The organism is Cognaticolwellia beringensis (genome assembly GCF_002076895.1).
Lineage (GTDB): Bacteria > Pseudomonadota > Gammaproteobacteria > Enterobacterales > Alteromonadaceae > Cognaticolwellia > Cognaticolwellia beringensis.
Window position 1 is genome coordinate 1,794,795 of sequence record NZ_CP020465.1, and the last position, 26,588, is coordinate 1,821,382.

Here is a 26,588-nt window from a genome sequence, read left to right on the forward strand (position 1 = left end):
GATATTATTGCAAATTTTAGGCGGCAACTTTACTGATACTTTCACGTTCTTCAAGTGGATTCGGTGTTCTAATTAAATAATCAAATGCACCTAACGCTGCTGCTGCACCGCCACCCATGGCGATAATTATTTGCTTAAAAGGCGTGTTTGTTACATCTCCAGCGGCATAAACACCGGCAATATTGGTTTCACCTTTTTGATTAATAATAACCTCGCCTCGTTCAGTTAAATCAACGGTTCCTTGCAAGAATTGTGAATTCGGCAATAAGCCTATTTGTACAAATATACCCGCAAGTTCGATACTTTCTTGCTCATTGGTTGCACGGTTAAGGTAATTAAGCCCAGTTACATGCTTACCATTACCTAAAACCTCTGTGGTTTGTGCATTCACAATAATGTCGATATTAGGTAATGAGCGAGCTTTATTTTGCAATACCGCATCGGCTCGTAATACAGAATCAAACTCCAACACAGTAACATGTTCAACAATGCCGGCTAAATCAATCGCCGCTTCAATACCTGAATTACCACCACCAATCACGGCAACTGATTTTCCTTTAAATAAAGGTCCATCACAATGTGGGCAATAAGCCACACCCTTACCACGATATTCTTGTTCACCAGTTACGTTCATTTCGCGCCATCTTGCCCCTGTGGCGATTATGGTTGAGCGTGTTTGCAGGGTGGCACCATTTTCTAATTCAACGGTAATTAAGCCACCTTCAACAGCACTTTTTATAATATTTCTCACCCGTTGATTATTCATAATATCAACATCGTAGTCATTTACATGCGCTTCTAAACTAGCGACTAACTTAGGGCCTTCAGTCGCACTGACGGAGATAAAATTTTCAATCGCCATAGTGTCTTGTAGCTGACCACCAAATTTGTCGGCAACTATCCCTGTACGAATACCTTTACGAGCACTATATATGGCTGACGCAGCGCCAGCTGGGCCACCACCGATAACTAATAAGTCAAAAGCTTCTTTGTTGTTTATGGCTTTAGCTTGTCTCGCACCTGCATTGGTATCTACTTTATTTAAAATCTCGGTTACTGTCATTCTGCCTTGAGCAAAGGATTTACCATTAAGATAAACGGCAGGTACCGATAAAATATCGCGTTTGTATACTTCTTCTTGAAATAGCGCACCATCCACCATCACATGTGTAATTTGTGGATTAATCGCCGCCATCATATTCAAGGCTTGCACTACGTCAGGACAATTCTGGCAACTTAATGAAATGTAGGTTTCAAAACTATAGTCTCCTTCAAGTGCGGCCACTTGTTCGATTACGGCTTTATCAAGCTTAATCGGGTGTCCGCCACTGTGCAGTAAGGCTAATACTAGTGAGGTAAATTCATGCCCCATAGGCACGCCCGCAAAACGCATTTCGCCACCAGTTTTAACTGATTTTACTAACATTGATGGTACACGCTCATTAGTTGCATCAGCTTTAACAATAGTCACTAATGCAGACATTTCTGCGATTTCTACCACCAAGGCATTTAATTCTTTAGATTTTACGTCGTCACCTAAAAATACTGACAATTCAACAGCCGATGTTAAATTTTGCAAATAGGTTGTTAGTTGTTGCTTTAAGTTTATATCTAACATGGTTTATCCCTTCGAGAGTACTGATGAATTTGATTCAAGGTTTGTATAATTTTGATTTTTGTCTTTAAAGCATGCCGCGATATTTATATTAATATCGCGGCAATTTTGTCTTAACTTAGATTTTGCCAACTAAGTCTAATGACGGTGTTAATGTTTCTGCACCTGGCTGCCATGCTGCAGGGCAAACTTCGCCGTCATGCTCTGCTACATATTGTGCCGCTTGAATTTTACGCACTAATTCTTTTGCTGAACGGCCTATACCAAGGTCATGTATTTCAGCAATTTTAATTTCGCCTTCAGGGTTAACAACAAACGTACCACGCAGTGCTAAGCCATCGTCTTCGATCATGACACCAAAGTTACGGGTAATTTTACCTGTTGGGTCACCAATCATTGGATATTGAATTTTGCCGATAGTGTCTGAACTGCCGTGCCATGCTTTATGAGTAAAGTGTGTATCAGTTGATACGGAGTAAACTTCAACGCCCATTTCTTGTAACTGTGCGTAATGGTCCGCCATATCGCCTAACTCTGTCGGACATACAAATGTAAAGTCAGCAGGATAGAAGAAGAATACCGCCCATTTGCCAGCAACATCTGCTTCTGATACTTCGACGAATTCGCCTTTACTAAATGCTGTTGCGTTAAATGGTTGAATAGTTGAATTGATAATTGATTTGTACATGTGTATCTCCACTGGTTTAAAAATATGAGTGCTTGTTAAGTTGAGAGAATGATACGTTGATATTTTAGATAGGAACAATCGTTTGAATTTATCATGTCAATAGGTAAAACCTATAGTGATAATAAGAACGATTGCTTTGATGACTGATAGCACTCTATTCTCTGGATTGTTAATGCATAAATATTTGTTATTCGTAGCAGTGAGAAGCAGGTTTTTATGAAAAGACTTTATGGCGATTAGAACCCATTGATTAAAAATTAAAGCAAAAAAAAACGCCCCTCAAATGAGGAGCGTATAACAATATAAAAACACTAATATAAAACAATAATAAAAACAAAACCGAGGGGAGAATCTCTTGCTAAGTAAGAGTACCTTGTTCGTGTTTAGTTCAATTTTATTTAAAATAAAATTAAGCGGTAACATTTTGTCGTTGTAATTCGGTATTTATAAGACAACTTTCTGCTAAAAATCATAGGTGAAACTAAACTCTGCTATTCACTTTAGCCAAAATTACCCTAGTGAATATTTTGTCACTTTTTATTAGACAAAAAAAACGCCCCTCAAATGAGGAGCGTATAACAATATAAACACTAATATAAAACAACAATAAAAAACAACAATAAAAACAAAACCGAGGGGAGAATCTCTTGCTAAGTAAGAGCGTGTTATTCGAGGTAAGTTCAATTTTATTTAAAATAAAATTAAGTGGTAACATTTTGTCGTTGTAATTCGGTATTTATAAGACAACTTTCTGCTAAAAATCATAGATGAGAATCTAAACTCTGCTATTCACTTTAGCCAAAATTATCCTAGTGAATATTTTGTCACTTTTTATTAGACAAAAAAACGCCCCTCAAATGAGGAGCGTATAACAATATAAACACTAATATAAAACAATAATAAAAACAAAACCGAGGGGAGAATCTCTTGCTAAGTAAGAGCATGTTATTCGAGGTTAGTTCAATTTTATTTTAAAATTAACTAAATTAATAGCAACTGTTATCACAGAGGCTCAATTTTAATGGCCTACAAGCTAGAAATAGTGTTCTATAACTTTAAATATGTGCAAATTTATGTCTGTCAGCAAGTAAATTCAGTACTTTAGTGAGCTTTTTTGCGAGATAGCCCGATAATAGTTTGGGTTGTTGTTCTAGCAATACAAGCTCGGCTGATGTAATAGCAACATGACAATCTAGTAAACTATTTTTTGTACCTATTAACACATCATCAGCAAGCGATTCTAAATCAACACTACCTGCATGAGTGCTTACATTTTTAAGTTCAGAAATAGAGACAAGATAAAAATTAATCATTAAAATATTAGCTTCATTACTATACCAATTGGCTGTCATGGTATGAAAATTCAACTGAGCTTCTAGTTTATTACTCACTGAAGCAATATTTTTTATTTCAGCAACTAAAGCATCACTAACTTGAATAGCAATTGGCAGGGTTTCAGTCATAATATCCATGATGTTGCTCGCCTTTATGGTAACTAATTTACGGTTGATTTATGGGTTATCGATGAGTACTAACGCGGTAATGTCGATTCCTGGCAATGCTACAGTAACTATATCAATATCATATCTCACTTTGTAAATTATTCGTTAAGTGATTAAGCTGCTATTATTGGCCTCGTGTCGATATTATATAATAAAAAGAAAAGGTTCATAAGTCATTAAATTCAGCGCTAGATTACATATTTTCAATGCAGATAAACGCTACAGACTTGTGCCAACCAATGTTTATTTTGGAGAACCGTACCATTATTTCAAAAAATGCTAGCACTAGAATAAAAAGAAAAAAGCCTTTTAAGCTTTTTAACCTTAGCCATAAACTTCATAAATGGCTGATGTTATTTATTGGTGCACAATTTATTATTTGGTCTGTCACTGGTGCTTATATGGTGTTTTTTGATATTGACTATATTCATGGTGATAGCCTAGTAATAACCCATCAAAGTAAAATAAAACCAGAGAATTTGACCTTCGATTCACAACAGTTATTTCAACAATATCCACGTGCGCAAAACTTAAGTGTTGGCGTACTGATCGACCGAGAAGTATATCGATTTAAAATTGCTAAGCAGCAATTTATAGTCGATGCTCGTAGTGGAGAAGTGTTGTCGCCATTAAATAAAACTACGGCAATTGCCTTAGCAAAGCACCTTTATTCTGGCGATGATGACGTTATCAATGCTGAGCTAATTTCATCAACTCCACCCTTTGCTTTAAGTGCACGACATTTGCCAGTATGGCAGGTTGATTTTGATCATTTCTCCTCACCAACGCTTTATATTTCGGCGAATAACGGCAAAGTGGTCAACAAACGCCACCAATTTTGGTATTTATTTGATTGGATGTTCCGCTTCCATATTATGGATTATGGCGACGATGAAGATGCCAGTAACTGGTTATTATTTTTCATTGCTTCATTCGCACTTTTTGCAGCGCTTAGTGGTTTAGTACTAACCTATTTTAAAGTGATAAAACCGATAATAAATTCTGGAAAAAAACGCGGTAGTAAACGCAGGAATAGCGCTAAAAAACCCCAACAAAATACTCAATTATCTGACGGTGAAAAGTCATGATTATTTGGGTAAGAAAAATTCATAAATGGGCCTCATTACTTATCGGTTTACAAGTGCTTATATGGGTAGTTAGTGGCTTAACATTCAATGTTATTGATCATGAAAAAGCACGCGGTAATGCTTATCGCCAAATGATAATATCAACGCAACCAACAACCGCAAACAAAGACTTATTGCCCGTTGAAAACATACTAAAATCGTATCCTGACACCATTGAGCTTAATCAAACTAATATTCTCTCTCAGCCCTATTATCTGTTAACTCAACAACAAGGGTTATATCGTCATTCTGCCAATAGTTACCACATCGTTAATGCCATAACAGGTGAGCTAACCTTAATTGATGAACCGCTCGCAACCGCTATTGCCCAAGCAAGTTATATTGGGCCAGGTAACATTAACTCAGTCACCTTAATCGAACCGCCAATTGCAGACTTTCTTAAACATAAAAACCCCAGTTGGCAAATTAATTTCGATGATAGCCTCGCAACCAGTGTTTACGTTGAACAAGGCTCAGGACGAATTGTAGGGCACAGCAATAGCGACAAACGCTTTGCCGATTTTTTCTTCATGTTACACTTTATGGATTATGGCAGCGCAGGTAACTTCAACACTATTCAAATTATGCTTTTTGCTTTTATTACCTTGTGGTTAACACTTTCAGGATTGATTTGGACCCTACATATGTTGCGAAAAGGTAGCTATCGTTTAAAAAAGTCTTAGCATGATAAAAAATCGTAATTTTAGTTGAGCTAGCGTTAGGTATAGGTGTAATCATGATGTTCTTCAGCTAGTTCGACAAGTTTAGTCAGCTTTAATTTATCAGGCTACGATTAAATTACGGTATCTCAAATTAAGGGGCTACTAAGCCCTTTATAATTTTAATCGTAAAATATCGTTAACTAAAAACACCGTTAAATATCAATACAAAATCAAATATAGCAGTAATGTTAGCCCCTAAAAACTAAACACTTTACTTGAATTTGCTTTAACAGCGGTTACTATAGCTGCCCAATGAACAATCTAGAATAACGTCATGACAAAATTTATTAGTTTTATTATCATCGCACTAACACTTTTAAGCACATCAGCCTTTGCTGAAACCTTAAAAGTAGCTTCATGGAATATCGCTTGGTTGGGTTCTCATGAATATAATCAGCGCAAAGACTCTGATTACCAAAAATTAGCGCGTTATGCTCGAGAATTAGACGCTGACGTCATTGCCTTGCAAGAGGTGGAAAGTGCTAAATGGGCAGCAAAAGTTTTTGGTGATGAATACGACTATTTCTTCACAACCAAAGACTGGGTTCAACGTGTTGGCGTAGCGGTAAGAAAAAGCAGCGGCTATAAAGCTACAGCTGTTGAGTATCATGAACTTGATCAAGGCCTTGCGCGCAGAGGCATGGACGTTACCTTAACTAAAGATGGTAAAAGCGTGCGTTTATTAGCAGTCCACATGAAATCAGGCTGTTTTGATAAAGCTCTTGACCAAACTAGCATTGCTAAAATGCCCAACACGAATGAAAAAGAAGCCTATGCAAAAACGGCCTGCGCTGAACTTGCTAAGCAAGCTAAACCACTAGAAGCTTGGGTTGATGCGCGTGCGAAAGAAGGCGTCCCTTTCATATTATTAGGTGACTTTAATCGTCGCTTTGTAAAAGATATATCATTAAATTACAGTGAAATACAAGGTTTATGGCAAACCATTGATGACGAGGGAGCAGAAGCTCTTTGGGCTCCAACAATTAAAGCAGAGTCTAAATGTTGGGGCGGTTATTACAAAGACTATATCGACCATATAATTTTTGACCCAAAAGCAAAAGCACGGTATGTCGAGAATTCATTTGACCAGTTAGTTTTTGAACCAAAATACACCCGAGAGCTCAGCCAAACACTTAGTGATCATTGCCCTATTTCTGTAGAATTAGTTTTGTAAGCTATTTATAAAACCCAACATACGATTCATATATTGGGTTTTATAACTTCATGCTTTAACATTAAAATTGATGTTAATGCTATTAAGCTACCGATACTGAAAGCTCGTTTATTTTCGCAAAAAACTAGTTTCAACCGTTGGAATGACAAATGAAAGATATGAATATGCCAACAACAGAATGTGTCATTTTATTGCACGGTTTAGCACGCTCAGCACATTCAATGGACAAAATGGCAGACCGCTTAAGCGAGCAAGGTTATAAAGTGTTAAATATCGACTACCCTTCTCGTTCTTATTCTATTGAGCAACTAGCAGAACAAACCATTTCAGATGCACTATTAAAATGTGAAGGCATGTCAGTAAGCTTTGTAACCCACTCAATGGGTGGTATTTTGGTTCGACAGTTTTTAAGTAACCATAGCGTTAAAAACCTCAATAAAGTGGTCATGCTAGGACCACCAAACAAAGGTACTGAAATTGTCGACAAGCTCGGTAATATGCCAGGGTTTCACTTTGTTAATGGTGATGCAGGTATGCAATTAGGCACAGGAGCATTAAGCGTGCCTAACCAATTAGGTAAAGCTAATTTTGACGTGGGAATTATCGCTGGTACCCAAAGTATAAACTTGCTGTTATCTTCACTTATCCCTGATACTGATGACGGTAAAGTATCAGTCGAAAGTACGAAAATAGAAGGTATGAGTGACCATATTGAAATGCCAACCACTCATGTATTTATGATGCGAAATGATGCAGTGATCGACCAAGTTATTAATTACCTAAAGCAAGGTAAGTTTGAGCATTAGTCAGTACAATGTTTCGCTTAAAAATAGCGTTTATTAGCGACGAAAATGCTCCTGCGAGTCGAAAGTATAATTGCTAGTACCAATGACTATAAATAAAGCTACACGTCGAGCCCATCAAACCAGTAGCGCTCATTAATGTGGTTATTTTAATACCTCATCGATAAGCCAAACGATGGAAAACATCTCTAGCTCTTTTAAAACAAGTGCCGCAAGTCAATCAGTAAAAATTCAATTGTGACGTTATTATGAATGTTGCAAATTAACCATGTCAATCCGGTAAAAATTTAGTAAGGTGTCTGTGAGCTTAAGCAGTATTTAATGAATCTAGGTAGGAGAATCAAGATGAAATTAATTAAACAAGTAACGCTATCGGCCGCTGTATTACTCAGCGCTTTATCGGGCTTCACGTCTGCAAATGAAATGGAAATCACTGCCAAATCACAAGAAATATCGCCTGACAGTAAACTCCACACATACACAGGTAATGTTAGAATTGCCTTCGCCAATGGTAATTTATCGACTAAATCAAGCCATGCCTCGTTTCAAAACGGAAAAACGGTGATGGAAGGCGATGTTGAAATTATTCTCAGCAACGCTGTTGCCAAAACAGAGCGCGTAACCTTTATACCTTCACAGCAAGGCTTAATCGCTAAAATGGACAAAGTTACATTTACCTATCAATAATCATCACAAATTTTACTTATCTCAATTACAGACAGGTAATTATCAACAAATAAAGTCCTCTGCATAAGCTAGATTAAATGCTTGTGTAGAGGAGATAGGCTTTTAAGTTCGACATCACCATTACTTGTTAGCGATTAATGACAACCTTAATTTGTTCAGTGCATCTACCGCAAAACCTTGATCATAAAAGTATAATATTTCACCTTCACTATTTAACAAAACCACTCTGGTGTTGGCAGCATTTTCGTTACCGGTAAATTCCTGAATTTTTTCTCCATCATCGTAAATAGTCACTACCCCTTTCCATAACGGCTTTGGAATACCAGCACGCATTCCATTATCAATAACGGTGCTAAACATTTCAGGAAATAACCCTTGAATAGTCGGTACTTCATAAACTTTTACATTAGTTTCAGTCACATCCAATGCAATTAACCAACGGTCAATATCAAATTGTGCATTCTGTACGTAACCAATCAACAGCAGGGTTAAGTCATCGGTTAAATCGCTTGGAATAGACAGTGTTGTTTCTTCTAATGTAGAACCAACAACGGCTGGGAAGGTTTGTCCGGTAATATCTTTATTCGGGTATTGGCTGCTACAGCCGGTCAATAACAGTAATCCAAATATGTAAATTATTTTGCGCATTATATACTTCTCCTCAATGCTATGAGGAATAATACGTAAGCGCTTTTCTTTTGGTTCACACAATCAAAAAATAATCATAAAGAGAAACAGCAGATAACGTAAAAAATATTCATTAATATTCAAACTAGATCACGGTATTAGTCGTAAAGGCGTTTGAACTATCAAAAAATCGGCGATTCTTTATGATTAATCACTATTGTTCTGCTTAAGTTCTCTTAATCGTTCGCGATATTTATCACGCGCTAATGCTTGCATGTCAGTTACAGCATCACTTTCGTCAACTATTTCACGGCCCAACAGAGTTTCAATGGCGTCTTCTAAAGTAACTATGCCTGATGTTTGACCATACTCATCTTCCACTGAATAGATATGAATATGATTTTTTATGAACATATCTAGCAATTGCTGCACCGGCAGCTTTTCAGATACCGCCGTTAATGGAATAACAAAGTTACTAATGGCTTCATCGCCGTGTCCGCTACGTTCAGCTTCATACAAGTCGCCTTTGATGACTTTGCCGATAATATCGTCAATAGTATTACCGTAAACGGGTATTCGGGTAAATTGTCGAGTTAGCTCATGATTTAGCGCGGCTGTAACGGTTATATCCTGATGCAGCATGTGAACTACGGTGCGCGGTGTAAATACGTCTCCAGTGCGTAATTCGTGCAAGTTGAGAATATTTGATAAGTATTCATTCTCTTGTGAGAATAGACTGCCGTCTTTATAGCCCAGAGACGCTAAGGCAATAATTTCTTCACGCGTAATTTCGTTTTCTTTCCCTTGCTTGAACGAGCGTGTTAGCCAAGTAGAAAGCCAAACCAGTGGATACACTATTCTTACTAACCAAGAAATGACATACGCAGATGGTATCGCTAAATTACGCCAAAATGTTGCCCCTAATGTTTTAGGAATAATTTCTGAAAAATATAAAATAACCAGTGTCAGCAGTACCGCGATCAGGGTTTCCCATTTTTCACCGAAGATATCCATGGCCTGTGCGCCAACTCCGGCGGCCCCCATGGTATGAGCAAATGTATTGAGAATTAAGATACTGGCAAGTGACTCTTCTAATCGCAACTTTACTTTTGCTAAAACCGCACCATTTTTAGGCTTTTTGGTTTGCATTTGCTCAACAAAGCTAGGCGTTATAGATAAGAGAACGGCTTCTAGCACCGAGCACAAAAATGACAGCCCTATGGCAATTGCTAAATAAATAAAAAGTAACGTCACGTAATCATTCCATCTCTAAGAGTTTTGTCTTCCACTGATAAATAGCATATCACAATGGAGAACAGCGCGTGCTTCCAATGGCTAGCTTGTTGGCATTTTGCAAGGGTTTAGGTGATTTATAATACAAAATATAGAGAGCTTTATTCTCCACAGCATTTTATTATCCAGACTGTAATTCACGTTACTAATGATCAACGAACCGCGATGGCTTATTTTTCAGTTTGAGCTTTAAAGAGGCTGAAGAGGTTGAAGAGGTTGAGAAAAGGATCGGGCTTCACGAAAGAGTCACTTGCGAGGAAAATTACGCCGGTAGAGCAGCCGTAGTCGCCATGACAAATGATATTCTAAAACTAGTAACTCGTTCAGCTATTCCGGTATTAATGCATATCCTTAATCGATAAATCGAGTCAGTTATCATTTATATGACAGCTGCTACTGTATTTTTACCTGTCACATCTAACTAACCAACGCTTTAAAACGTTTACCTTGTAAAGCTTAGCTACAACTTAATAGCTTACTTATCTCAAATGTAGGTAGTTAAAAACCTTGTAAAACCAACTTACCTATTGATTTACCTGATTCTAATTCTTGATGCGCTGCTCTTAAGTTTTCTGCATTAATGCTACCTAAGTTTTTACCGATTGTGGTTTGGATATAACCTTGGTCAATAAGTTCAGCAACGCGATTTAATAAGTGACTTTGTGCTTGAATATCAGCAGTATTAAACATTGAACGAGCAAACATAAATTCGATATGAAACGATAAGCTTTTAGGTTTCAGTTTCATAATATCTAACGCTGTAGCGGGATCGTCAATCATCGCTATTTTTCCAAACGGCATTAACAATTCAATATAAGTTTCAAAATATGTCGCCGTACTATTTAAACTAGCGACATGAGTTACCTGACCGATAACATCATTGTCAACTAAAGCATCAATTTGAGGCTTTAACGCTTTACTGTGATCAACAACATAATCTGCTCCTAGTTGCTTCAGCCATTCTTGAGAGCTTGCACGAGAAGCCGTTGCAATAACTGTTGCACCAGTAATGGCTTTAGCCAATTGCACTAAAATTGACCCTACGCCACCTGCGGCACCAACAACTAAAATAACCTCGTGCGATTTATCGGTACTTGCAGGTGATTGCTGTTTAATCACTAAATGCTCGAAGAGCATTTCCCAGGCCGTGATAGCAGTCAAAGGTAACGCTGCCGCTTCTGCGTCAGATAAACTTTTTGGTTTTTTTCCGACAATACGTTCATCAACCAATTGGTACTCTGCATTACTGCCTTGGCGGGTAATATCGCCAGCATAATAAACAACATCGCCGGGAGAGAAATTACCAACATCTTCACCTATGGCCACGACTTCACCCACCGCATCCCAACCTAAAACTTTGTATTCGCCTACGTTCGGTTCAGCTTTTAAGCGCACTTTGTAATCTACTGGATTAACCGCTATTGCTGATATCTTTACTAACAAATCACGCCCGCTCGCTACCAGCAGCGGTAATTCAATATCCATTAAAGATTCTTGATTAGTGATAGGCAAAGACTGGGTATATCCAATAGCTTTCATATTATATCTCACTTATTTATTTAGCTTATTTAGCTTTATTTACTAGCTAGCACCAAGCTTTGTTGTAAATTACCGAATAAAATCATTATAACAAGCGACGTAGTCGGAATCATAAAAATTTGCACAATTAACCTCCACTGCCGAGTAAGTTAAAGGGCTAAACTCACCCTATCACGGAGTGTCAATAATAATAATTTCACTATCTTTTAATGCCTTAATCGTTATGAATTTTTGTTGAGTAATTTCTGCTCCATCGCCTTTTGCCATATTAACACTTTGCTTGCCATCAACTAATGTAAAAGCACCTTGCGAAGCAATAACGTAGGCTTGATGTGTTATCTCATGCTCTACCTCTACTCCTTTATTAATTTTACCGGCAAATATTCGGGCTTGTTGCTGAATAAATAAAGTCTGGTGGCGATCTTCTTCATAGCCAGAAACAACCATAGGCAAGCTAGAATTATTCACCGTTTTAGGGTATTTCATGCTATCCCAACGTGGTGCTACATTCTGTTTATTGGGTTCTATCCAAATTTGAAATAACGTCGTTGGTTTGTTGCTGTGGTTATATTCTGAATGCCGAATGCCTTTACCTGCACTCATGACTTGCACTTCACCTGCAGAAGTTACCCCTTGGTTTCCTCGGCTATCTTGATGTGTAATAGCACCACTTCGAATAAAGGTAATAATTTCCATATTCTTATGTGGATGCTCAGGAAAGCCAGTATTAGGAGCAATCCAATCATCGTTGATAACACGTAAATGACCAAAGCCCATTCTTCTGGGGTTATAATACTGCGCAAAGCTAAAGTGATGATTAGCAGTCAACCAACCATGCTTAGCTTTGCCAAGCTGCTGAAATGGATAATGTTTAATCATTATTTTTCCTACTTTGTAAATTGCTTGTTAGGGCCAGTAAAATAGTTATTCACTGGCTATGTACTTTTTTCAAGAGCTTAAAGCTTCTGGCTAATCGTCTGATCAACGGAGTATTTACCACCACCCTGTATAGCTAGCGCAACACTGATCGCTAATAACACTAGGGCAAATTCATAACCGTTGTTGGCCATAAACAAGCCATTAGCTAAATGTACTTTAATAATGGCGACGACCATAGTTATTGCCAACAACGCGCTAGTCGGTCTAGTTAGTAATCCTAAAATGAGTAGTAAACCACCAAAAAACTCTACACTACCTGCGGTTAGTGCCATTAAATATCCGGGCCCTAAACCTATTGAGTCCATCCATTGTCCTGTACCGTCTAAACCGTAACCTCCAAACCACGCAAAGAGCTTCTGCGAACCATGTGCAGCAAAAATAATTCCTGCAACAATACGTAAGGGTAAGGTTGAAACACTGGTATCTGTATTTAATATCTTCTTAATAATTGAATTGTTTATCATGTTATCTATTCCGCTTGATGTTTAAGATGTGATTATTCTATACGTTGAGTTATGGTTAAATAACCGCTAAAATTTGTTCAATTCATTCAAAAAATTTGAACAATGATATAAGGACAAGAAATGAATGGGACACCACTCACTTTCGAAGCTTTACTGGTACTAGACGCAATTGCTAATAGAGGTAGTTTTGCCTCTGCCGCGGAACAACTTAATAAAGTGCCTTCTGCAGTGTCGTATATTGTGCAAAAACTTGAAGAACAACTTTCGGTCACCTTATTTGTCAGACAAGGACGACGTTCAGTACTTACCCCTGCGGGGCAGCACTTATTGCATGAAGGAAGAAAAATTTTAGCGGCTGTTAGTAAGGTTACGGAACAAACACAAACGCTAGCACATGGTTGGGAGCCCAAAATTAGAATAGCTTTCGACTCAATCAATGCTGTAGCGCCAATCATGCAATGTTTACAAAGTTTTCTAATTGAGCACCCTAACGTTGAAGTAGATCTATGCGAGCAAGTGCTGAATGGCTCTTGGGAAGCGTTAATAGAAGATAAAGTCGACTTGCTGATTGGTGCGCCACCTCCAGTACCTAATCAAGCCGGTATTCGCGCGTTAAAAATATGCCAATTTGAGAATGTTTTAGTCGCGGCTAAACAGCATGAATTAAGCCACTTTACGCGACCAATCACCCACAGGGACATTGCTGATTATCGTACGGTAGTCGTGCATGATTCTTCGAAAAGTACCGTACCTTGGTCATCGAACGTCGTTGATCAAAGTCGACATTTTTATGTGGTTAGCGTTGAACATAAAATTCACGCCATAGCGGCTGGCATTGGCGTTGGTTTCTTGCCAAAAGCCAGAGTTCAACACTTAGTCGCTTCAGGGCAACTAGTCACTTTAAAAACCGAAAACGAACAGCCAAGTGTCGACTTATTTCTCGCATGGAAAACAGTTAATAAAGGTAAAGGATTGGCCAGACTTCGTGCGCTTCTACTTGAACATTATGCTTGATTACAAACCAGTACAGCTAAACTAGCTTTAAATGATTAGGCTTGGCATTTAAAGCCACTTATCGGTAAAAATTTATCAGTGCCTACACATCACTTATTAAGCACTGCAATATCTAATTATACCTAAGGTTATGTTTTCGCTAAATGATTATGCTAAGCATAGTTAAAAATGTTATCCCAATGGGTATCTAATATTTTTTTAGCTTCGTCTAGAGCAACGGCGTGATAAATGTCATGATTTAATTTAACCAACTGCATACGCTCAAGTTTTCCTAATGCGTCGGCAATTTCAAAATCCAATTCACATTGATACTTTTCTTTAAACCAGCATTCTATTCGCTCGTCTAACGCCTCTGCAGTTAAACCATCTTGGCAATTAAGTAAAAAACTATAAGCCAAGATGGCTTCTTTAAAATCTTCCTCTTCCGCAGCGTCTATCAGGGTATGAAAAACACCGGCATTATTATCAAGATTTTTAAAATATAAGTTGTCAGATAGCGCTTTCATAAACTTAATTTTTCTATTTTTAAATTTACTCCATTCTTTAAAAATAAAGCCTGCAAAAACTCCTAGCCCGATAGCGAAAGAGATAAAGTGTTGTTGGGTCATCTCTACCGCTTCTTTGTGCCAACCAATCCAAAACCCCATTAATGCCGCCAATAACAAAATTGAAGCACCTAGTTTAGTGACTAACACGACTGCGCCACCAACAACGGCTGAAGCGCCAATAAAGGCTTTATCAATCGGCCGCATACGTACTTCACTATTCGGAAATAGCATTTCTAAATCGGCTTTTGGTACATCCTGGAAAAGCTTAACTATGGTTGAACCAGGCTCAAAGCCAAACAAGGCTTTTTTCTTTCGGTCAAAATGCGCTTTATCTTTAAAAGTAATATAAATTGCTACGCGGTCATAGTTAGTAAAATTAAGCGTTTGTTTTCGCAGGCCAAATAGCGAAGTAATGGTTTCAGTTAATTGCGACTCACCTCGACGATAGAAAACCACTTGTTCAAAGTCATCAAACTCAACTTCTAGCCTAACTTTAAATAAAGACTCTTCGGTTAAGGCGTCTTGTAGATCTTGCTCAGTAATTTTTTCAAAATTGGCTGCATTTAAAACGTTGGCAAAATTCTCTGCAAAGCGAGTCTGACACTGGGATTTTTGCTCAGGTGTGTAGGGTTCAAGTTGCTTAGTATCAGCATTGGGGTCAAATGGTGCATAGTCGTTTTTTAGTGACTCTAACGTTTGATGATATTCAACATGCAGCGAATTCGACAGCAAGTCACAAAATTGCCGAAATGATAATACTGAATCATCTAGTTTGAGTTCTCGTAAACACATTTCAACAATGTCTTGTTTTCTATAAGGTATAAACCGATCGGCAGCCATAGCACAATATCAACTAATGTCAGATAGTTAGAGTGTAAGGTAATTCTCTAAATATTGGAATGTGAATATGTGATGGCCGCAAAGCGACGTTTGATAATTAATGAATTTATTGATTAACGCTTTAAACCCAGCTGAAGTAGCTGAACTTTTAATGACATAGAATAACTAAAGGTTAAAATTAGCCATATTTACTGCTTTACCGAGTTACATTGTGGGCTTAAGGCAATTATAATATGAACATGCCTAGCCTATAGCGATAAAAGGAATATATATGAATATTACCAGAGAGCAAGTTTTTGTCTGGAGTAGAAAAATCAGGCTTTTCCATTGGATAAATGTTATCGCCATTTTATTACTCATTGCTATTGGCACTATTATCTTGAATGGCAAAATGTTTGGCGTTAGCACTGACGGGAAAATCTTGTTAAAAACTATCCATGTGATTGTTGGCTATGTGTTTGCCAGCAACTTAATCTTTCGATTGATTATTGGATTTGTCGGAAAAAGTAATGAACGTTGGCATAAGATTCTACCTTTTAATAAAGGCTTCAAAGCTGAACTTATTGAATTTAAGCAAGGTAAAAAGCTGGCCTACAAAGGTCATAACCCAGCTGGTAAGTTAATGATATTAGCACTATTGTCGTTAATGACAGTGCAAATGATCTCAGGATTGGTAATCGCTGGTACCGATATTTACTATCCCCCTTTTGGTCACTATTTTGTGGAAAGTATCGCTATTGATAAAGACAATATAGCCGCGATAAAACCATATTCAAAAGTGAATGTAGATGAAGCGTCTTATCAAGCCATGAGAGAGGTACGAAAACCGTTTATTACCGCGCATGTCTATGTTTTTTACTGTCTGCTATTACTTATTCCACTACATATTATTGGGGTAATTATTGCTGAACGTCGGGAAAAGACGGCAATCGTTTCTGCAATGTTCAACGGCTATAAATATCTCCCTAAAGAGACTACTAATGACAAGACTAAGGATAGTTAAGCATGGGTTTCACCCTGATATTAAAGGTTACACGCCCACAAAGTGTACATAAAAACAGCAGTTTCGTGTTCTTTTTATGGCTATATTCTATGGTCCCTGTTAACCTTTCCTTACATTGATAAATTGTTTTTACTTACTCGTCGTTCACAGGCTTAAATATAAAAACAATCGTAGATATTGATCTTCAATCAGTACCTATTTTCTAGAAGAAAGTCTATCATGCTGTTTATAAAGGACAAAAAACTCATATCATAGTCATCTTCCTACGTTAAATTATCAATCTAACTAAAGCTATCAACAGCTTTTATATGATTAATTTTCTGAGGATTACAACATGTCAAACCGTTTCATTTTATCATTAATTACAGCTGCTGTATTAACCGGCTGTGGTGGTTCATCAACAAGTGACTCCGCACCAGAAACTCCAGCGCCAACGCCACCCCAACCTACGACAACTACAACGGCAACTACAGGTGTTATAACCGGGTTTGGTAGTGTATTTGTTAATGGGGTTGAATACGAAACTGATGCAACTACGATCACTACAGATGATAACGATGGTGCAAGTGAAACCGATTTACAGGTAGGCATGGTTGTAACGCTCAGTGGCGAAGTAAATGAAGACGGCACCACAGGTAATGCCAACGCTATTCATTATGACGAACAATTAAAAGGCCCTGTAGAGAGTATTGATTTATTTGCAAACAGCATAACAATACTCGGACAAACTATTGTTTTTGATGACTTAACAAGCTTTGATAACGTTGTTGTGGCTGATCTTAATCCTGGTGACATTCTTGAAATTAGCGGTTATTTCAATGCCAATGGCGACCTTTACGCCACACGCATAGAAAAAGAAACCGAACAAACTCGATTAAAAATTCAAGCACGTATTACATCTTTAGATACCGCCAATAAAACATTCGAGTTAAATGGGTTAACTATTGATTACAGCTCTGCAATATTTAAAGACTTTGTTGAAGCAGATTTAGTTGATGGACAACAAGTTCGTGTTAAAGGTGATTATTCAGCCTTAACCGCTGGCGTATTGGTGGTCAGTGAAATAAAGCTTAAAGATAAAAATGAAAATCATGATGAAGGTGATAACCGGCATGTAGAAGGTTTTATCACGAATTTTGAATCTTCGAGTAGCTTCAAAGTAGATGGCATCGCGATTATTATTGATAATAATACCGAATTTAAATATGGCGATGCTAGTGCTTTAAAGGCAAATGTTAGCGTTAAAATTAAAGGTGAATTCAATGCCGATGGTGCTTTAGTCGCGAAGAAAATTCGTATCGAAAACAAAACAAATTTAAAGATTGAAGGCGCTATTGAAGCTATTAACTTAGATTTAAGCACAGTAACCGTATTAGGTGTCGAGTTTGAAATAAACAACCAAACCAAAATGAAAGATGAGTCAGATGACGACGAACGTTTCTTTGATTTAGCCGACTTGGCCATTGGTGACTTTGTAGAGCTAAAAGGTTTTGTCGATAGTGAAGGAAAAAATATAGCCACTAAAGTGCAGCGTGAAAATGAAGATGAAAACGTTGAAGTAGAGCTAAAAGGTAAAGTAAGTAACATTGAAAACTTTAGCTTTAGCCTTGTTGGCGTAACGGTTACTACCGACGAAAATACAAAGTTTGAAGGAACAAGTGGTAATGACGTAAGCCAAGCAACATTTTTCGAACAACTCGAAAATGACATGTTAGTCGAAGTAGAAGGTCAGTTAATAGACGGTATTTTTGTCGCCCAAAAGATTGAAATAGAAGAACATGACGACGATGACAGTAGTGATAGTGAAAATAACCGAACGGAGTTTAAAGGTGTTGTTGAAGCCGTAAATGAAGACTCTCTTGTTGTTTCAGGTCATCAGGTTTTAACGAGTCAAACCACTAAATTTAAAGTGGATGATGAACGGGTTTCAGCTGAACTATTTTGGTCTATGGTTGCCATTGATGATCAACTTGAAATTAAAGGCACTATCGACCTACAAGGTATTATTACAGCAAAATCAATAGAACTTGAGCATTAATAAAACTTTAATAAAGTCAGTGTGGGCAGTTTTGATAAAGGTCATGTATTTTTTCAATCAAATCTGCTCACACATTTTGCATCATTTTGTGTAACTTTAAATACACTAACGCTTAACGGTCATCAAAAGAATAAACTTGAATGCCGTTTATATTTGTAGCCAAGCTGAGATAATTATTTAACACGCTAAATCAGCACATTACGGCTTAAAATTTGACAGTTCCTCAATCAAGGGGCTATCTTTATCTAAGTCTTAACTGATTGATCAAAAATTTTATTAACTGTATACATTGAGTAAATAAGGAACGCTTTCTCATGCTTTATCACAGGTACATAGGAGTGAAGATTAGGCTGCGGGGATTAAAATTAACTATACTAATAGCATTATTCTCGATAGTTAATCACAGCGCTTTTGCTAACGAATTGTACGTGTGCTCTGCATATAATTCTGGCCCCTTCATCATAGACGAAAAAAACCGCGTGGGTTTGGTATATACCTTTACTGATTTCTTAAATAAACAAGCACAAGGGAAATATAGCTTTGAGGTTTTAATATTACCTCGAGCTCGCTTATTAATTGAGTTGCGCTTAAGCAATCATTGTATTGTGCCTTTTGTATCTTATAAATGGTTTGATCCTAATAAGCAGCTTTTTTACTGGAGTCAACCCATCATCAAGGATGCTAATGTCATCTTATCTTCTCAAAAAAATAAATTAGAAAGCATTTCAAAAGAACGAGTGGCCGGAATGAAAACTAGCCAAGTTATTGGTTTTTTTGACGATCAAGTTGAAGCATTAATAAGTGAAAATACAGTGATCGCATTCAATACTTCATCTTTAGAAAAAAGTGTCGGTATGGTCGCACGCAAGCGAATAGATTTTATAGTTTCAGGCAAAATTCCACTGCAATATTTAATCCACAAACAGCATATTCAAGACCAGGTTTATTTGAGTAAATATAAAACTATTAGCTTCGACCGCTCGGTTTTTGTGCCAATATCTAAGCCGGCATTAAGTGCATTTATAGAGGAGCAAGTAGGTCTATTCAAAACATCAGTTGAATGGCAGCAAGCAAAAACTGAATTTGGAATTGATGATAATTAGTCTATTGTGCTGTGTCATCATAAATAATCCTACTTACGGCCACCCAAAAGCTATAAGTCAAATGTGCCTATCATTGGCGTCTTTAGCCTATTTATTTCACAAGTCTAGATATTTCGCCATCGTTTCTGCTCTCTGAGGATACCTTACCATTGCAAAGCGTATCAGTTCTGTAACCCTTGTTGTATGATGTGGAAACGTTGATAACGCCCTGCGAAGCCAGCAAAAAAATTCTCGTCCAAAAATACGCTCTTGCGCTATAAATGATTTGACGTTGACTTGATCTGCTATCTCGCTACCCACAACCAACTTGATCATAGCATGAACGGCTGTACAGATATCACCATCTATCATTGCAAGGCCCATCCTGTCGCCAGACAACTTTGTGGCTCTTTCATACGGGTACAGCAGAATATTAAATATCATCAGCTTTTCTACCCCATTAAGAAAACCTTGTAACCATGTAAATCTATAATGTTTTGAAGCTAGTGCTCCAATAAATCTACCAACAAGAAATCGCAACTCATCATTAGAATTCCCATCTTTAAAAAGTTCAGAATTTAGCATCAGAACTTTATTGCGCAATAATGGCATCAACTTTAAATTATAACTCCCATCTTCATATACGTATGCATTTACAGGGTAGTCGTAGCCAAAGAAAGTACAGGCATCTTCAATAGCTTCCTGAGCTTTTGGAAAACTATTTTTATTTACAAGAACGGTATTATTCATACAAAAGGCGGTATATAGTTTGGCTGAAAACCATAAAAAAAATAACACTATTGGCGCGACTAAAAGCACTCCCCCCAAAGAAGCTATAATCAGAGATACCAGAATTACTCCTAAAGGTAGTAAAACAAATATTGTCTGAATAAAACGTGAACGTTCTTTGGGATGCCTCAAAGAATGCAGCTCTTCTTTTGTTAAACGTGTATGGTTTTTCATTTCATATCACCTTTTTATATGACTTAATAACGCTACATCATACGGCTTGTGCAGCCCATTTTAATTATTTCTTCTGTCGCCAAAAAATCCTAATATTATAGCGTGCTATGCTTTTCATCGTATTTTTCATTCATATATTTAAACTTCCCACATTCGAAATTTTTATAAAATTTTCGTTTTATGTTGCCTATATAATCGTTACTTAGATGCGTCAAAAAACACTGTCCTCCCCCTAAAAACAAAGCACAAACGACAATTAACCTGACTAAAATAAATTATTTTAGAGTAAAGGCTTTACTTTTAGAGCTGTTGCTCTATAATGACATTGTTCTCGTTAGAACACCTGTTGTATTAATTTTGAATTTAGCTTCCCCAAGCTTCTATACCGATGGCCCCTTTAGCCATCGGTTTTTTTCTGCCTAAAATTCGATCTTAACTTTTTCCTATGAAAAATTAGTCACAATTATCTGCTTAAACCACTAATGCTTTTTAGGCTCGTCTGCACAATGCCAAGCAACAAATTTCCATGATTTTTTATCTTTCACTAGTACATCACTGCAGCGGCCATGCGTAACTTTTTGATCGCCTTTTTTAGAAGTAGTGCCATTGGAATAGTAATAATGAGCGACAGCAGTGTCACCATGTACAACAATTGCAGTCGGGCTGTACTCTGCAACATTATTAATGGTTCCATCGTCAAGACTAAATTTTTCCCAACGCTTTATTGCGCTACGACTGCGAGGCATTGGCGTACTACTGCCCCAAACTATTGCGTCTTCGGTTACCCATTTATCAGTCCAATTGTTATCACGTTTATCAATATCTTCATATGAGGCTAAAACAATGTTCCAGACTTCAGTTTGTTGTTTATTCCAACTTTCGGCATGCGTACTAAAAGCAGCAATAGTAATGATTAATACTATGGTAAGTTTAACGTTCATTTTTCTGATCCTTGTTGATGTTTCGACAAGGCTTACTAAACAACTCATTTCTAAGTAAACTCTAATTTTCGATTATCGCTCATTAAATATAGCAGCTTTATATTTTCTGGCTTTTTATGCTTAAAGTGACCAGTACTAGGAAATGAATTACGCCTTCTTAGAATGAGCTATTATTTACTTCAACAGGTATTAACTCTCGTTTACCTTGTTATATGGAATTTATGCTCAATATAGATTCAATACTATGGCGAATTATTACTTAACTTTCCGGTCTATTGTTAAGCAGTAATGATCAGGATAATATTTCATTTATTTTTTGTATCAATAAGTCATTAATCGCCATCAAGCTACTCAGGAGTGCTTATGTCACAATATACAAAATCAAGCGATGCGGTTAACGCGTTAACCGCTGAACAATATCGTGTCACCCAAGAAAGTGGTACTGAACGTCCGTGGACTGGTGAACTATTAGAAAATACTGCACCTGGTATTTATGTTGATGTTGTTTCAGGCGAGCCATTGTTTGCCTCAGCAGATAAGTTTGACGCTGGCTGTGGTTGGCCAAGTTTCAGTAAGCCCATTGAAAGCACAAATGTGAGTGAACTTACCGACGATACTCATGGCATGGTGCGAACAGAAGTTCGCTCAACACATGGTGACAGTCATTTAGGTCATGTATTTACCGATGGCCCGGTTGCACAAGGTGGCTTACGCTATTGTATTAATTCTGCTTCACTGAAATTTATTCATCGTGACCATATGATCGCTGAAGGTTATGAAGCCTATTTACCACAAGTAGAGGGATAAAACATGACAATTGAACGAGCCGTGCTAGCAGGTGGTTGCTTTTGGGGCATGCAAGATTTAATACGTAAATTACCTGGCATTACCAAAACGTGTGCTGGTTATACTGGTGGCGATGTTAAAAATGCGACTTACCGAAATCACGGCAACCATGCTGAAGGCCTTGAAGTGTATTTTGATAATACTGTGATCGGGTATCGAAAAATTTTAGAACTATTCTTCCAAATACATGATCCTACGACAGAAAATAGACAAGGCAATGATCTTGGCAGTGAATATCGCTCGGCAATTTATTACACTAGCCCAGAGCAAAAATCTATCGCGGACAAAACCATAGCAGATGTTAATGCTTCTGGTTTGTGGCCGGGAAAAGTGGTTACTGAAGTAGAGCCGGTTGGTGACTTTTGGCAAGCTGAGGTTGAGCATCAAGATTATTTACAGCGTGTTCCCAATGGCTACACTTGCCATTTCCCACGCGCCGATTGGGTGCTACCTGAAAAATAACCGTAAAGTGACAACAAGTAAAGTTGGGCTAGGCGGCGGATGTCATTGGTGTACCGAAGGCGTATTTGCATCATTAAATGGCATTGTAAAAATCAATCAAGGGTGGATAAGCTCTACAGGTACAAATACGCAATTTTCTGAAGCCATTGAAGTATATTTTGAGCCAGATGTTATTGCACTAACCGATTTGATCAGCATTCATTTACATACACATGCTTGTACTGCTGATCATTCAATGCGTCACAAATATCGTTCTGCTGTTTATACATATAGTGATGAACAAGCAGAACAAAGCCATACTATTTTACGTGATCTACAATCTGACTTTGAAGAAAGTATAATTACGAAAGTGTTACCTTATCAGGAATTTAAAACCAATAAAATAGAGCTGACTGATTATCTTTACTCCGCGCCAAGCCGACCTTTTTGCCAACAATATATTCATCCAAAATTACAACTGTTAATGCAGCGTTTTAGCAAACATGTGAATTATGAAAAGTTAGTCACTGCGGGTATCGAGTTCACGAGGAATTAGTTTATTGGGTACAACAAGCTATTTATCACGCTTTGCCTGGTAAGCAGAAAAGTAAGCTGAAAACAAAAACGCCCCGATAACTCGAGGCGTTTTTATATTCAATTATGTTGCCATTACTCTTCAGTTAAAGGCGCTTCGCTTGATTCACTTAACGCTTGAATGTTCTCGTCTTGGAACCAGTCGCAAATCACTTTATCAGCCTGCTCTGAGCCTGTGCGTTTTAACGACGAAAACGCCTGTACCTTAATATCAGCATTGAGTGCTGCTAATTCTTTTTTAACAAAATGTACTTGCGCGCTAACTTTACCTTGAGAAAGCTTGTCACTTTTTGTTAGTAGCGCTAAAACGGGTAAATCACCATCTGCAGCCCATTGAATCAGATCCATATCAAGATCTTTTAACGGGTGACGAATATCCATTAATATCACTAGACCTTTCAAACATTCTCGCTTTTCCAGGTATTCACCTAGAGCTTTTTGCCATTTTTTCTTCATTTCCATAGGGACTTTGGCAAAACCATAGCCTGGCAAATCGACTAGACGCTTGTTTTCGGCAATTTCAAAAATGTTAATCAGCTGAGTTCGTCCCGGTGTTTTACTGGTACGCGCAAGGCTTCTTTGATTAGTTAATGTGTTTAACGCACTTGATTTACCTGCGTTAGAGCGACCTGCAAAAGCAACTTCAATACCACTATCTGCGGGTAAACGACGGATATCGGGTGCGCTAAGGGTAAAAGTCGCTTTGCTTAGATGAATGGCTGTAGATGACAAGGTTTAGATCCAACGATATAAATAAAAACCGCATTATATCGTTTTTTCACATTAAAGATGCAATTGTATTCAATTTTTGCTAAAAAAATTAGCTAAAAATCCCTCTAAAGTGCGTTAATGGTGTATGATGTTGCCGATTTTTCGGCTTATTGAATGCATTCAATAAAAAAACACAAAAGCATGTTGAGAGTTTTGTTATGAAACATATTTTAACTTCGTTATTTTTAACACTATTAAGCATTAATATTGCTGTAGCTGCGTCGGGCGATGCAGATGCAGGTAAAACTAAGGCAGCGACTTGTGCTGCGTGTCATGGTTCAAATGGCATTGGCGCTAGTGATACATTCCCTAACTTAGCCGGCCAACATTCAGATTATATTGTTAAACAGTTAAAAGCATTCAAATCAGGCGACCGTAAAGATCCACTCATGGCCCCTATGGCTGCAGCTTTATCTGAGCAAGATATGGCTGACGTTGCCGCATATTTTTCCGGCCTACCACACGATGGCGGAAGTCAAGACTCTGGTTCTGCAAGCGCAGGTACATCAACTAGTTCAGCTCCTGTGGCATATGTACCAAACCCTGCTGCAGGTAAAAGCTTATACGAATTAGGTGATGCTTCTCGCAATATTGCCTCATGTATTGGCTGTCACGGCAGTGAAGGTAACAGCGAAGTTTTAATTTACCCTAACTTGGCTAACCAACACCCAGAATACATCGCTAAACAGTTAATGAACTTTAAAAACAAAAGTCGTGTTAACTACGCTATGAATCAATTTGCTGGCAACATGACCGAAGATGACATCGCTGATATGGCGGCTTATTTTGCCGACCCTGCTGCTGTTGCTAACGTAGTTTCTCGTAAGATAATGCCAGCAGCGCCTATCACCGATGAAGTAATAGCAGGTAAAGCTAAGTCTGCTACTTGTGCTGCTTGTCATGGTGCTGACGGTAACAGCCCTGTTGCTATTTACCCGAAACTTGCAGGCCAAAGCGCTGATTACCTCATAAAACAGTTACAAGAATTTAAAGCAGGCACTCGTAAAGACCCTGTAATGGGGCCTATGGCTGCCGCGTTAAGTGAACAAGACATGTTAGAAATTGCCAGCTATTATAGCGCTCAAAAAATTGCGGTAGCAGAGTTAGCAGGATCTGATATTGGTAAGAAACTTTATTTTGGTGGTAATGTTAAACGTAAAATCACTGCTTGTGTTGCTTGCCATGGTGTTAACGGTAAAGGCATGAATAAAGCAGGCTTCCCAACTATTGCAGGCCAAAATGAAGCTTATTTAAAAGCGCAGCTAATGAATTTCAAAAAAGGTCAGCGTAATAACGATTACAACACCATGATGCAAAGTGTTGCAGCTAAACTTTCAGTTAGCGATATGGATGAGTTAGCGAAATTTATGGCGTCGATGAAGTAAATTTAACGTTTTAATTACTAACATTTATGGCCATCAAAAAAGCAGCGTATATCGCTGCTTTTTCATATTTACAGGTAAAATTTTTAAAGCACAGCTAAACAATTCGTTGATTTTATTCATGTCATTATTTCACAATCATTAAATTCGTGTAGAATGCCAAATCAACATAGTTAGCAAATTATTAGAAGTAAACCATTTATCGTGTTTACGACAAGCAGAGACTCAATCAATGAAAAAATTTATCATTACTATTTTATTAGGATTAAGTGCAGTCGCTACAGCCAATGCAGCTGAAGGTAACGCCGAAGCAGGTAAAGGAAAATCAGCTATGTGTGCCGCTTGCCATGGCTCTGACGGCAATAGTCTTGTGCCTATGTACCCTAAACTAGCTGGGCAAAGTGCTAGTTATTTGGTTAAGCAATTAGCTGAATTTAAATTAGGCATGACATCAGGTGGTAAATCTGGTCGTGTTGACCCTGTAATGGGTGGCATGGCTATGACACTTAGCGAACAAGACATGGCCGACGTTTCAGCCTTTTATGCCAGCCAAAAAATAACGGCTGGTAGTGGTAACGCAGATGCATTAGGTAAAAAACTTTATTTAGGCGGTAACGCTGAAATGGAAGTTACGGCTTGTGTTGCTTGTCATGGTATTAACGGCAAAGGTATGCCAAACGCTGGCTTCCCTGCCCTTGCTAGCCAAAATGCTGACTACTTGAAAATTCAATTAGAAAAATTTCGTAACGGTACACGCAACAATGACCTAAATGGCATGATGCAAGGTGTCGCAGCGAACTTAACTGATGATGAAATTGCAGCACTTTCACAATACATGTCGTCATTAAAATAATAACGCGAGCTATTTAATAGCTTTTCATCTTATTATTTACAAAAAAAGCAGCGTTCATCGCTGCTTTTTATATTCAGGCTACTAAGTTAGTC

The 26,588-nt window shown here is 37.8% G+C and carries 26 protein-coding genes; 14 read left to right on the forward strand and 12 right to left on the reverse strand.

The features are described 5' to 3' along the window. Nucleotides 1-16 precede the first annotated feature (16 nt). The 3 genes from ahpF to B5D82_RS07640 all read right to left on the reverse strand — a co-directional run bounded on the left by ahpF (nucleotide 17) and on the right by B5D82_RS07640 (nucleotide 3,775). Nucleotides 17-1,618: an alkyl hydroperoxide reductase subunit F gene (gene ahpF, locus B5D82_RS07630; protein ID WP_081150464.1), complete on the reverse strand. Its 1,602-nt coding sequence runs from the start codon at nucleotides 1,616-1,618 to the stop codon at nucleotides 17-19. Between the two features lie 115 nt (nucleotides 1,619-1,733). Continuing rightward, entirely contained in the window at nucleotides 1,734-2,303 is a 570-nt protein-coding gene (gene ahpC, locus B5D82_RS07635) for an alkyl hydroperoxide reductase subunit C (RefSeq protein ID WP_081150466.1), read from the reverse strand. Nucleotides 2,304-3,358: 1,055 nt separating this feature from the next. Then, nucleotides 3,359-3,775 carry a hypothetical protein gene (locus tag B5D82_RS07640; protein ID WP_081150469.1) on the reverse strand — a complete coding sequence of 139 codons (417 nt, stop codon included), beginning with the start codon at nucleotides 3,773-3,775 and terminating at the stop codon, nucleotides 3,359-3,361. A gap of 236 nt (nucleotides 3,776-4,011) precedes the next feature. On the opposite strand from B5D82_RS07640, the gene B5D82_RS07645 reads away from it, so the two are divergent. The 5 genes from B5D82_RS07645 to B5D82_RS07665 all read left to right on the forward strand — a co-directional run bounded on the left by B5D82_RS07645 (nucleotide 4,012) and on the right by B5D82_RS07665 (nucleotide 8,318). Beyond that, nucleotides 4,012-4,893 (forward strand): PepSY-associated TM helix domain-containing protein, encoded by an 882-nt coding sequence (locus B5D82_RS07645; protein ID WP_245807584.1) that lies wholly within the window; start codon nucleotides 4,012-4,014, stop codon nucleotides 4,891-4,893. Further along, a complete protein-coding gene (locus B5D82_RS07650; RefSeq protein WP_245807585.1) occupies nucleotides 4,890-5,615 on the forward strand; it encodes a PepSY domain-containing protein in 726 nt (241 codons plus the stop codon). Before B5D82_RS07645 ends, B5D82_RS07650 begins: the two co-directional genes overlap by 4 nt. A 313-nt stretch (nucleotides 5,616-5,928) precedes the next feature. Beyond that, nucleotides 5,929-6,828: an endonuclease/exonuclease/phosphatase family protein gene (locus tag B5D82_RS07655; RefSeq protein ID WP_081150473.1), complete on the forward strand. Its 900-nt coding sequence runs from the start codon at nucleotides 5,929-5,931 to the stop codon at nucleotides 6,826-6,828. A gap of 149 nt (nucleotides 6,829-6,977) precedes the next feature. Beyond that, nucleotides 6,978-7,634 carry an esterase/lipase family protein gene (locus B5D82_RS07660; RefSeq protein ID WP_081150476.1) on the forward strand — a complete coding sequence of 219 codons (657 nt, stop codon included), beginning with the start codon at nucleotides 6,978-6,980 and terminating at the stop codon, nucleotides 7,632-7,634. Between the two features lie 342 nt (nucleotides 7,635-7,976). Further along, the gene (locus B5D82_RS07665; protein ID WP_081150478.1) at nucleotides 7,977-8,318 is read left to right on the forward strand and encodes a hypothetical protein; all 342 of its coding nucleotides are present in this window, start codon (nucleotides 7,977-7,979) and stop codon (nucleotides 8,316-8,318) included. 120 nt (nucleotides 8,319-8,438) lie between these two features. On the opposite strand, the gene B5D82_RS07670 is transcribed toward B5D82_RS07665, so the two are convergent. The 5 genes from B5D82_RS07670 to B5D82_RS07695 all read right to left on the reverse strand — a co-directional run bounded on the left by B5D82_RS07670 (nucleotide 8,439) and on the right by B5D82_RS07695 (nucleotide 13,180). Beyond that, a complete protein-coding gene (locus B5D82_RS07670) occupies nucleotides 8,439-8,966 on the reverse strand; it encodes a hypothetical protein (RefSeq protein ID WP_094122780.1) in 528 nt (175 codons plus the stop codon). Between the two features lie 186 nt (nucleotides 8,967-9,152). Further along, entirely contained in the window at nucleotides 9,153-10,199 is a 1,047-nt protein-coding gene (locus B5D82_RS07675; protein WP_081150480.1) for a CNNM domain-containing protein, read from the reverse strand. Between the two features lie 537 nt (nucleotides 10,200-10,736). After that, entirely contained in the window at nucleotides 10,737-11,777 is a 1,041-nt protein-coding gene (locus tag B5D82_RS07685) for a zinc-binding alcohol dehydrogenase family protein (protein ID WP_081150484.1), read from the reverse strand. Nucleotides 11,778-11,948: 171 nt separating this feature from the next. Then, nucleotides 11,949-12,656: a pirin family protein gene (locus B5D82_RS07690; RefSeq protein ID WP_081150486.1), complete on the reverse strand. Its 708-nt coding sequence runs from the start codon at nucleotides 12,654-12,656 to the stop codon at nucleotides 11,949-11,951. A gap of 77 nt (nucleotides 12,657-12,733) precedes the next feature. Then, a complete protein-coding gene (locus tag B5D82_RS07695) occupies nucleotides 12,734-13,180 on the reverse strand; it encodes a DoxX family protein (RefSeq protein WP_081150488.1) in 447 nt (148 codons plus the stop codon). Nucleotides 13,181-13,300: 120 nt separating this feature from the next. On the opposite strand from B5D82_RS07695, the gene B5D82_RS07700 reads away from it, so the two are divergent. Further along, nucleotides 13,301-14,194 carry a LysR substrate-binding domain-containing protein gene (locus B5D82_RS07700; RefSeq protein ID WP_081150490.1) on the forward strand — a complete coding sequence of 298 codons (894 nt, stop codon included), beginning with the start codon at nucleotides 13,301-13,303 and terminating at the stop codon, nucleotides 14,192-14,194. Between the two features lie 152 nt (nucleotides 14,195-14,346). Here the strand turns inward: B5D82_RS07700 and B5D82_RS07705 are convergent, their stop codons facing one another. Beyond that, nucleotides 14,347-15,582 (reverse strand): TMEM143 family protein, encoded by a 1,236-nt coding sequence (locus B5D82_RS07705; protein WP_081150492.1) that lies wholly within the window; start codon nucleotides 15,580-15,582, stop codon nucleotides 14,347-14,349. A gap of 271 nt (nucleotides 15,583-15,853) precedes the next feature. Here B5D82_RS07705 and B5D82_RS07710 point away from each other — a divergent pair, with 271 nt between their 5' ends. From B5D82_RS07710 to B5D82_RS07720, 3 genes are all read left to right on the forward strand, one after another. After that, a complete protein-coding gene (locus tag B5D82_RS07710) occupies nucleotides 15,854-16,585 on the forward strand; it encodes a cytochrome b/b6 domain-containing protein (RefSeq protein WP_081150494.1) in 732 nt (243 codons plus the stop codon). A 334-nt stretch (nucleotides 16,586-16,919) separates the two neighbouring features. Continuing rightward, entirely contained in the window at nucleotides 16,920-18,623 is a 1,704-nt protein-coding gene (locus B5D82_RS07715) for a DUF5666 domain-containing protein (protein ID WP_081150496.1), read from the forward strand. Between the two features lie 314 nt (nucleotides 18,624-18,937). After that, on the forward strand, nucleotides 18,938-19,726 hold the full coding sequence (locus B5D82_RS07720; RefSeq protein ID WP_157673855.1) for a hypothetical protein: 789 nt from the start codon (nucleotides 18,938-18,940) through the stop codon (nucleotides 19,724-19,726). A 96-nt stretch (nucleotides 19,727-19,822) separates the two neighbouring features. Here the strand turns inward: B5D82_RS07720 and B5D82_RS07725 are convergent, their stop codons facing one another. Further along, nucleotides 19,823-20,668, reverse strand: coding sequence for a M48 family metalloprotease (locus B5D82_RS07725; protein WP_081150500.1), 846 nt, complete (start codon nucleotides 20,666-20,668; stop codon nucleotides 19,823-19,825). Between the two features lie 479 nt (nucleotides 20,669-21,147). Then, nucleotides 21,148-21,609 carry a YybH family protein gene (locus B5D82_RS07730; protein WP_157673856.1) on the reverse strand — a complete coding sequence of 154 codons (462 nt, stop codon included), beginning with the start codon at nucleotides 21,607-21,609 and terminating at the stop codon, nucleotides 21,148-21,150. A gap of 363 nt (nucleotides 21,610-21,972) precedes the next feature. On the opposite strand from B5D82_RS07730, the gene msrB reads away from it, so the two are divergent. The 3 genes from msrB to B5D82_RS07745 are packed head-to-tail and all read left to right on the forward strand — an operon-like array spanning nucleotide 21,973 to nucleotide 23,452. Then, entirely contained in the window at nucleotides 21,973-22,416 is a 444-nt protein-coding gene (gene msrB, locus B5D82_RS07735) for a peptide-methionine (R)-S-oxide reductase MsrB (RefSeq protein ID WP_081150504.1), read from the forward strand. Between the two features lie 3 nt (nucleotides 22,417-22,419). After that, nucleotides 22,420-22,917, forward strand: a complete 498-nt coding sequence (gene msrA, locus B5D82_RS07740; RefSeq protein WP_081150506.1) for a peptide-methionine (S)-S-oxide reductase MsrA — start codon at nucleotides 22,420-22,422, stop codon at nucleotides 22,915-22,917. Between the two features lie 7 nt (nucleotides 22,918-22,924). Then, nucleotides 22,925-23,452 (forward strand): peptide-methionine (S)-S-oxide reductase, encoded by a 528-nt coding sequence (locus tag B5D82_RS07745; RefSeq protein ID WP_081150508.1) that lies wholly within the window; start codon nucleotides 22,925-22,927, stop codon nucleotides 23,450-23,452. Nucleotides 23,453-23,565: 113 nt separating this feature from the next. Here B5D82_RS07745 and yihA read toward each other — a convergent pair whose 3' ends face one another. Beyond that, on the reverse strand, nucleotides 23,566-24,222 hold the full coding sequence (gene yihA, locus B5D82_RS07750; RefSeq protein ID WP_081150510.1) for a ribosome biogenesis GTP-binding protein YihA/YsxC: 657 nt from the start codon (nucleotides 24,220-24,222) through the stop codon (nucleotides 23,566-23,568). 197 nt (nucleotides 24,223-24,419) lie between these two features. Here yihA and B5D82_RS07755 point away from each other — a divergent pair, with 197 nt between their 5' ends. Together B5D82_RS07755 and B5D82_RS07760 are read left to right on the forward strand one after the other, a co-directional pair. Further along, nucleotides 24,420-25,646, forward strand: a complete 1,227-nt coding sequence (locus tag B5D82_RS07755) for a c-type cytochrome (protein ID WP_157673857.1) — start codon at nucleotides 24,420-24,422, stop codon at nucleotides 25,644-25,646. A 229-nt stretch (nucleotides 25,647-25,875) separates the two neighbouring features. Further along, entirely contained in the window at nucleotides 25,876-26,496 is a 621-nt protein-coding gene (locus B5D82_RS07760) for a c-type cytochrome (protein ID WP_081150514.1), read from the forward strand. The last annotated feature ends 92 nt before the right edge of the window (nucleotides 26,497-26,588 follow it).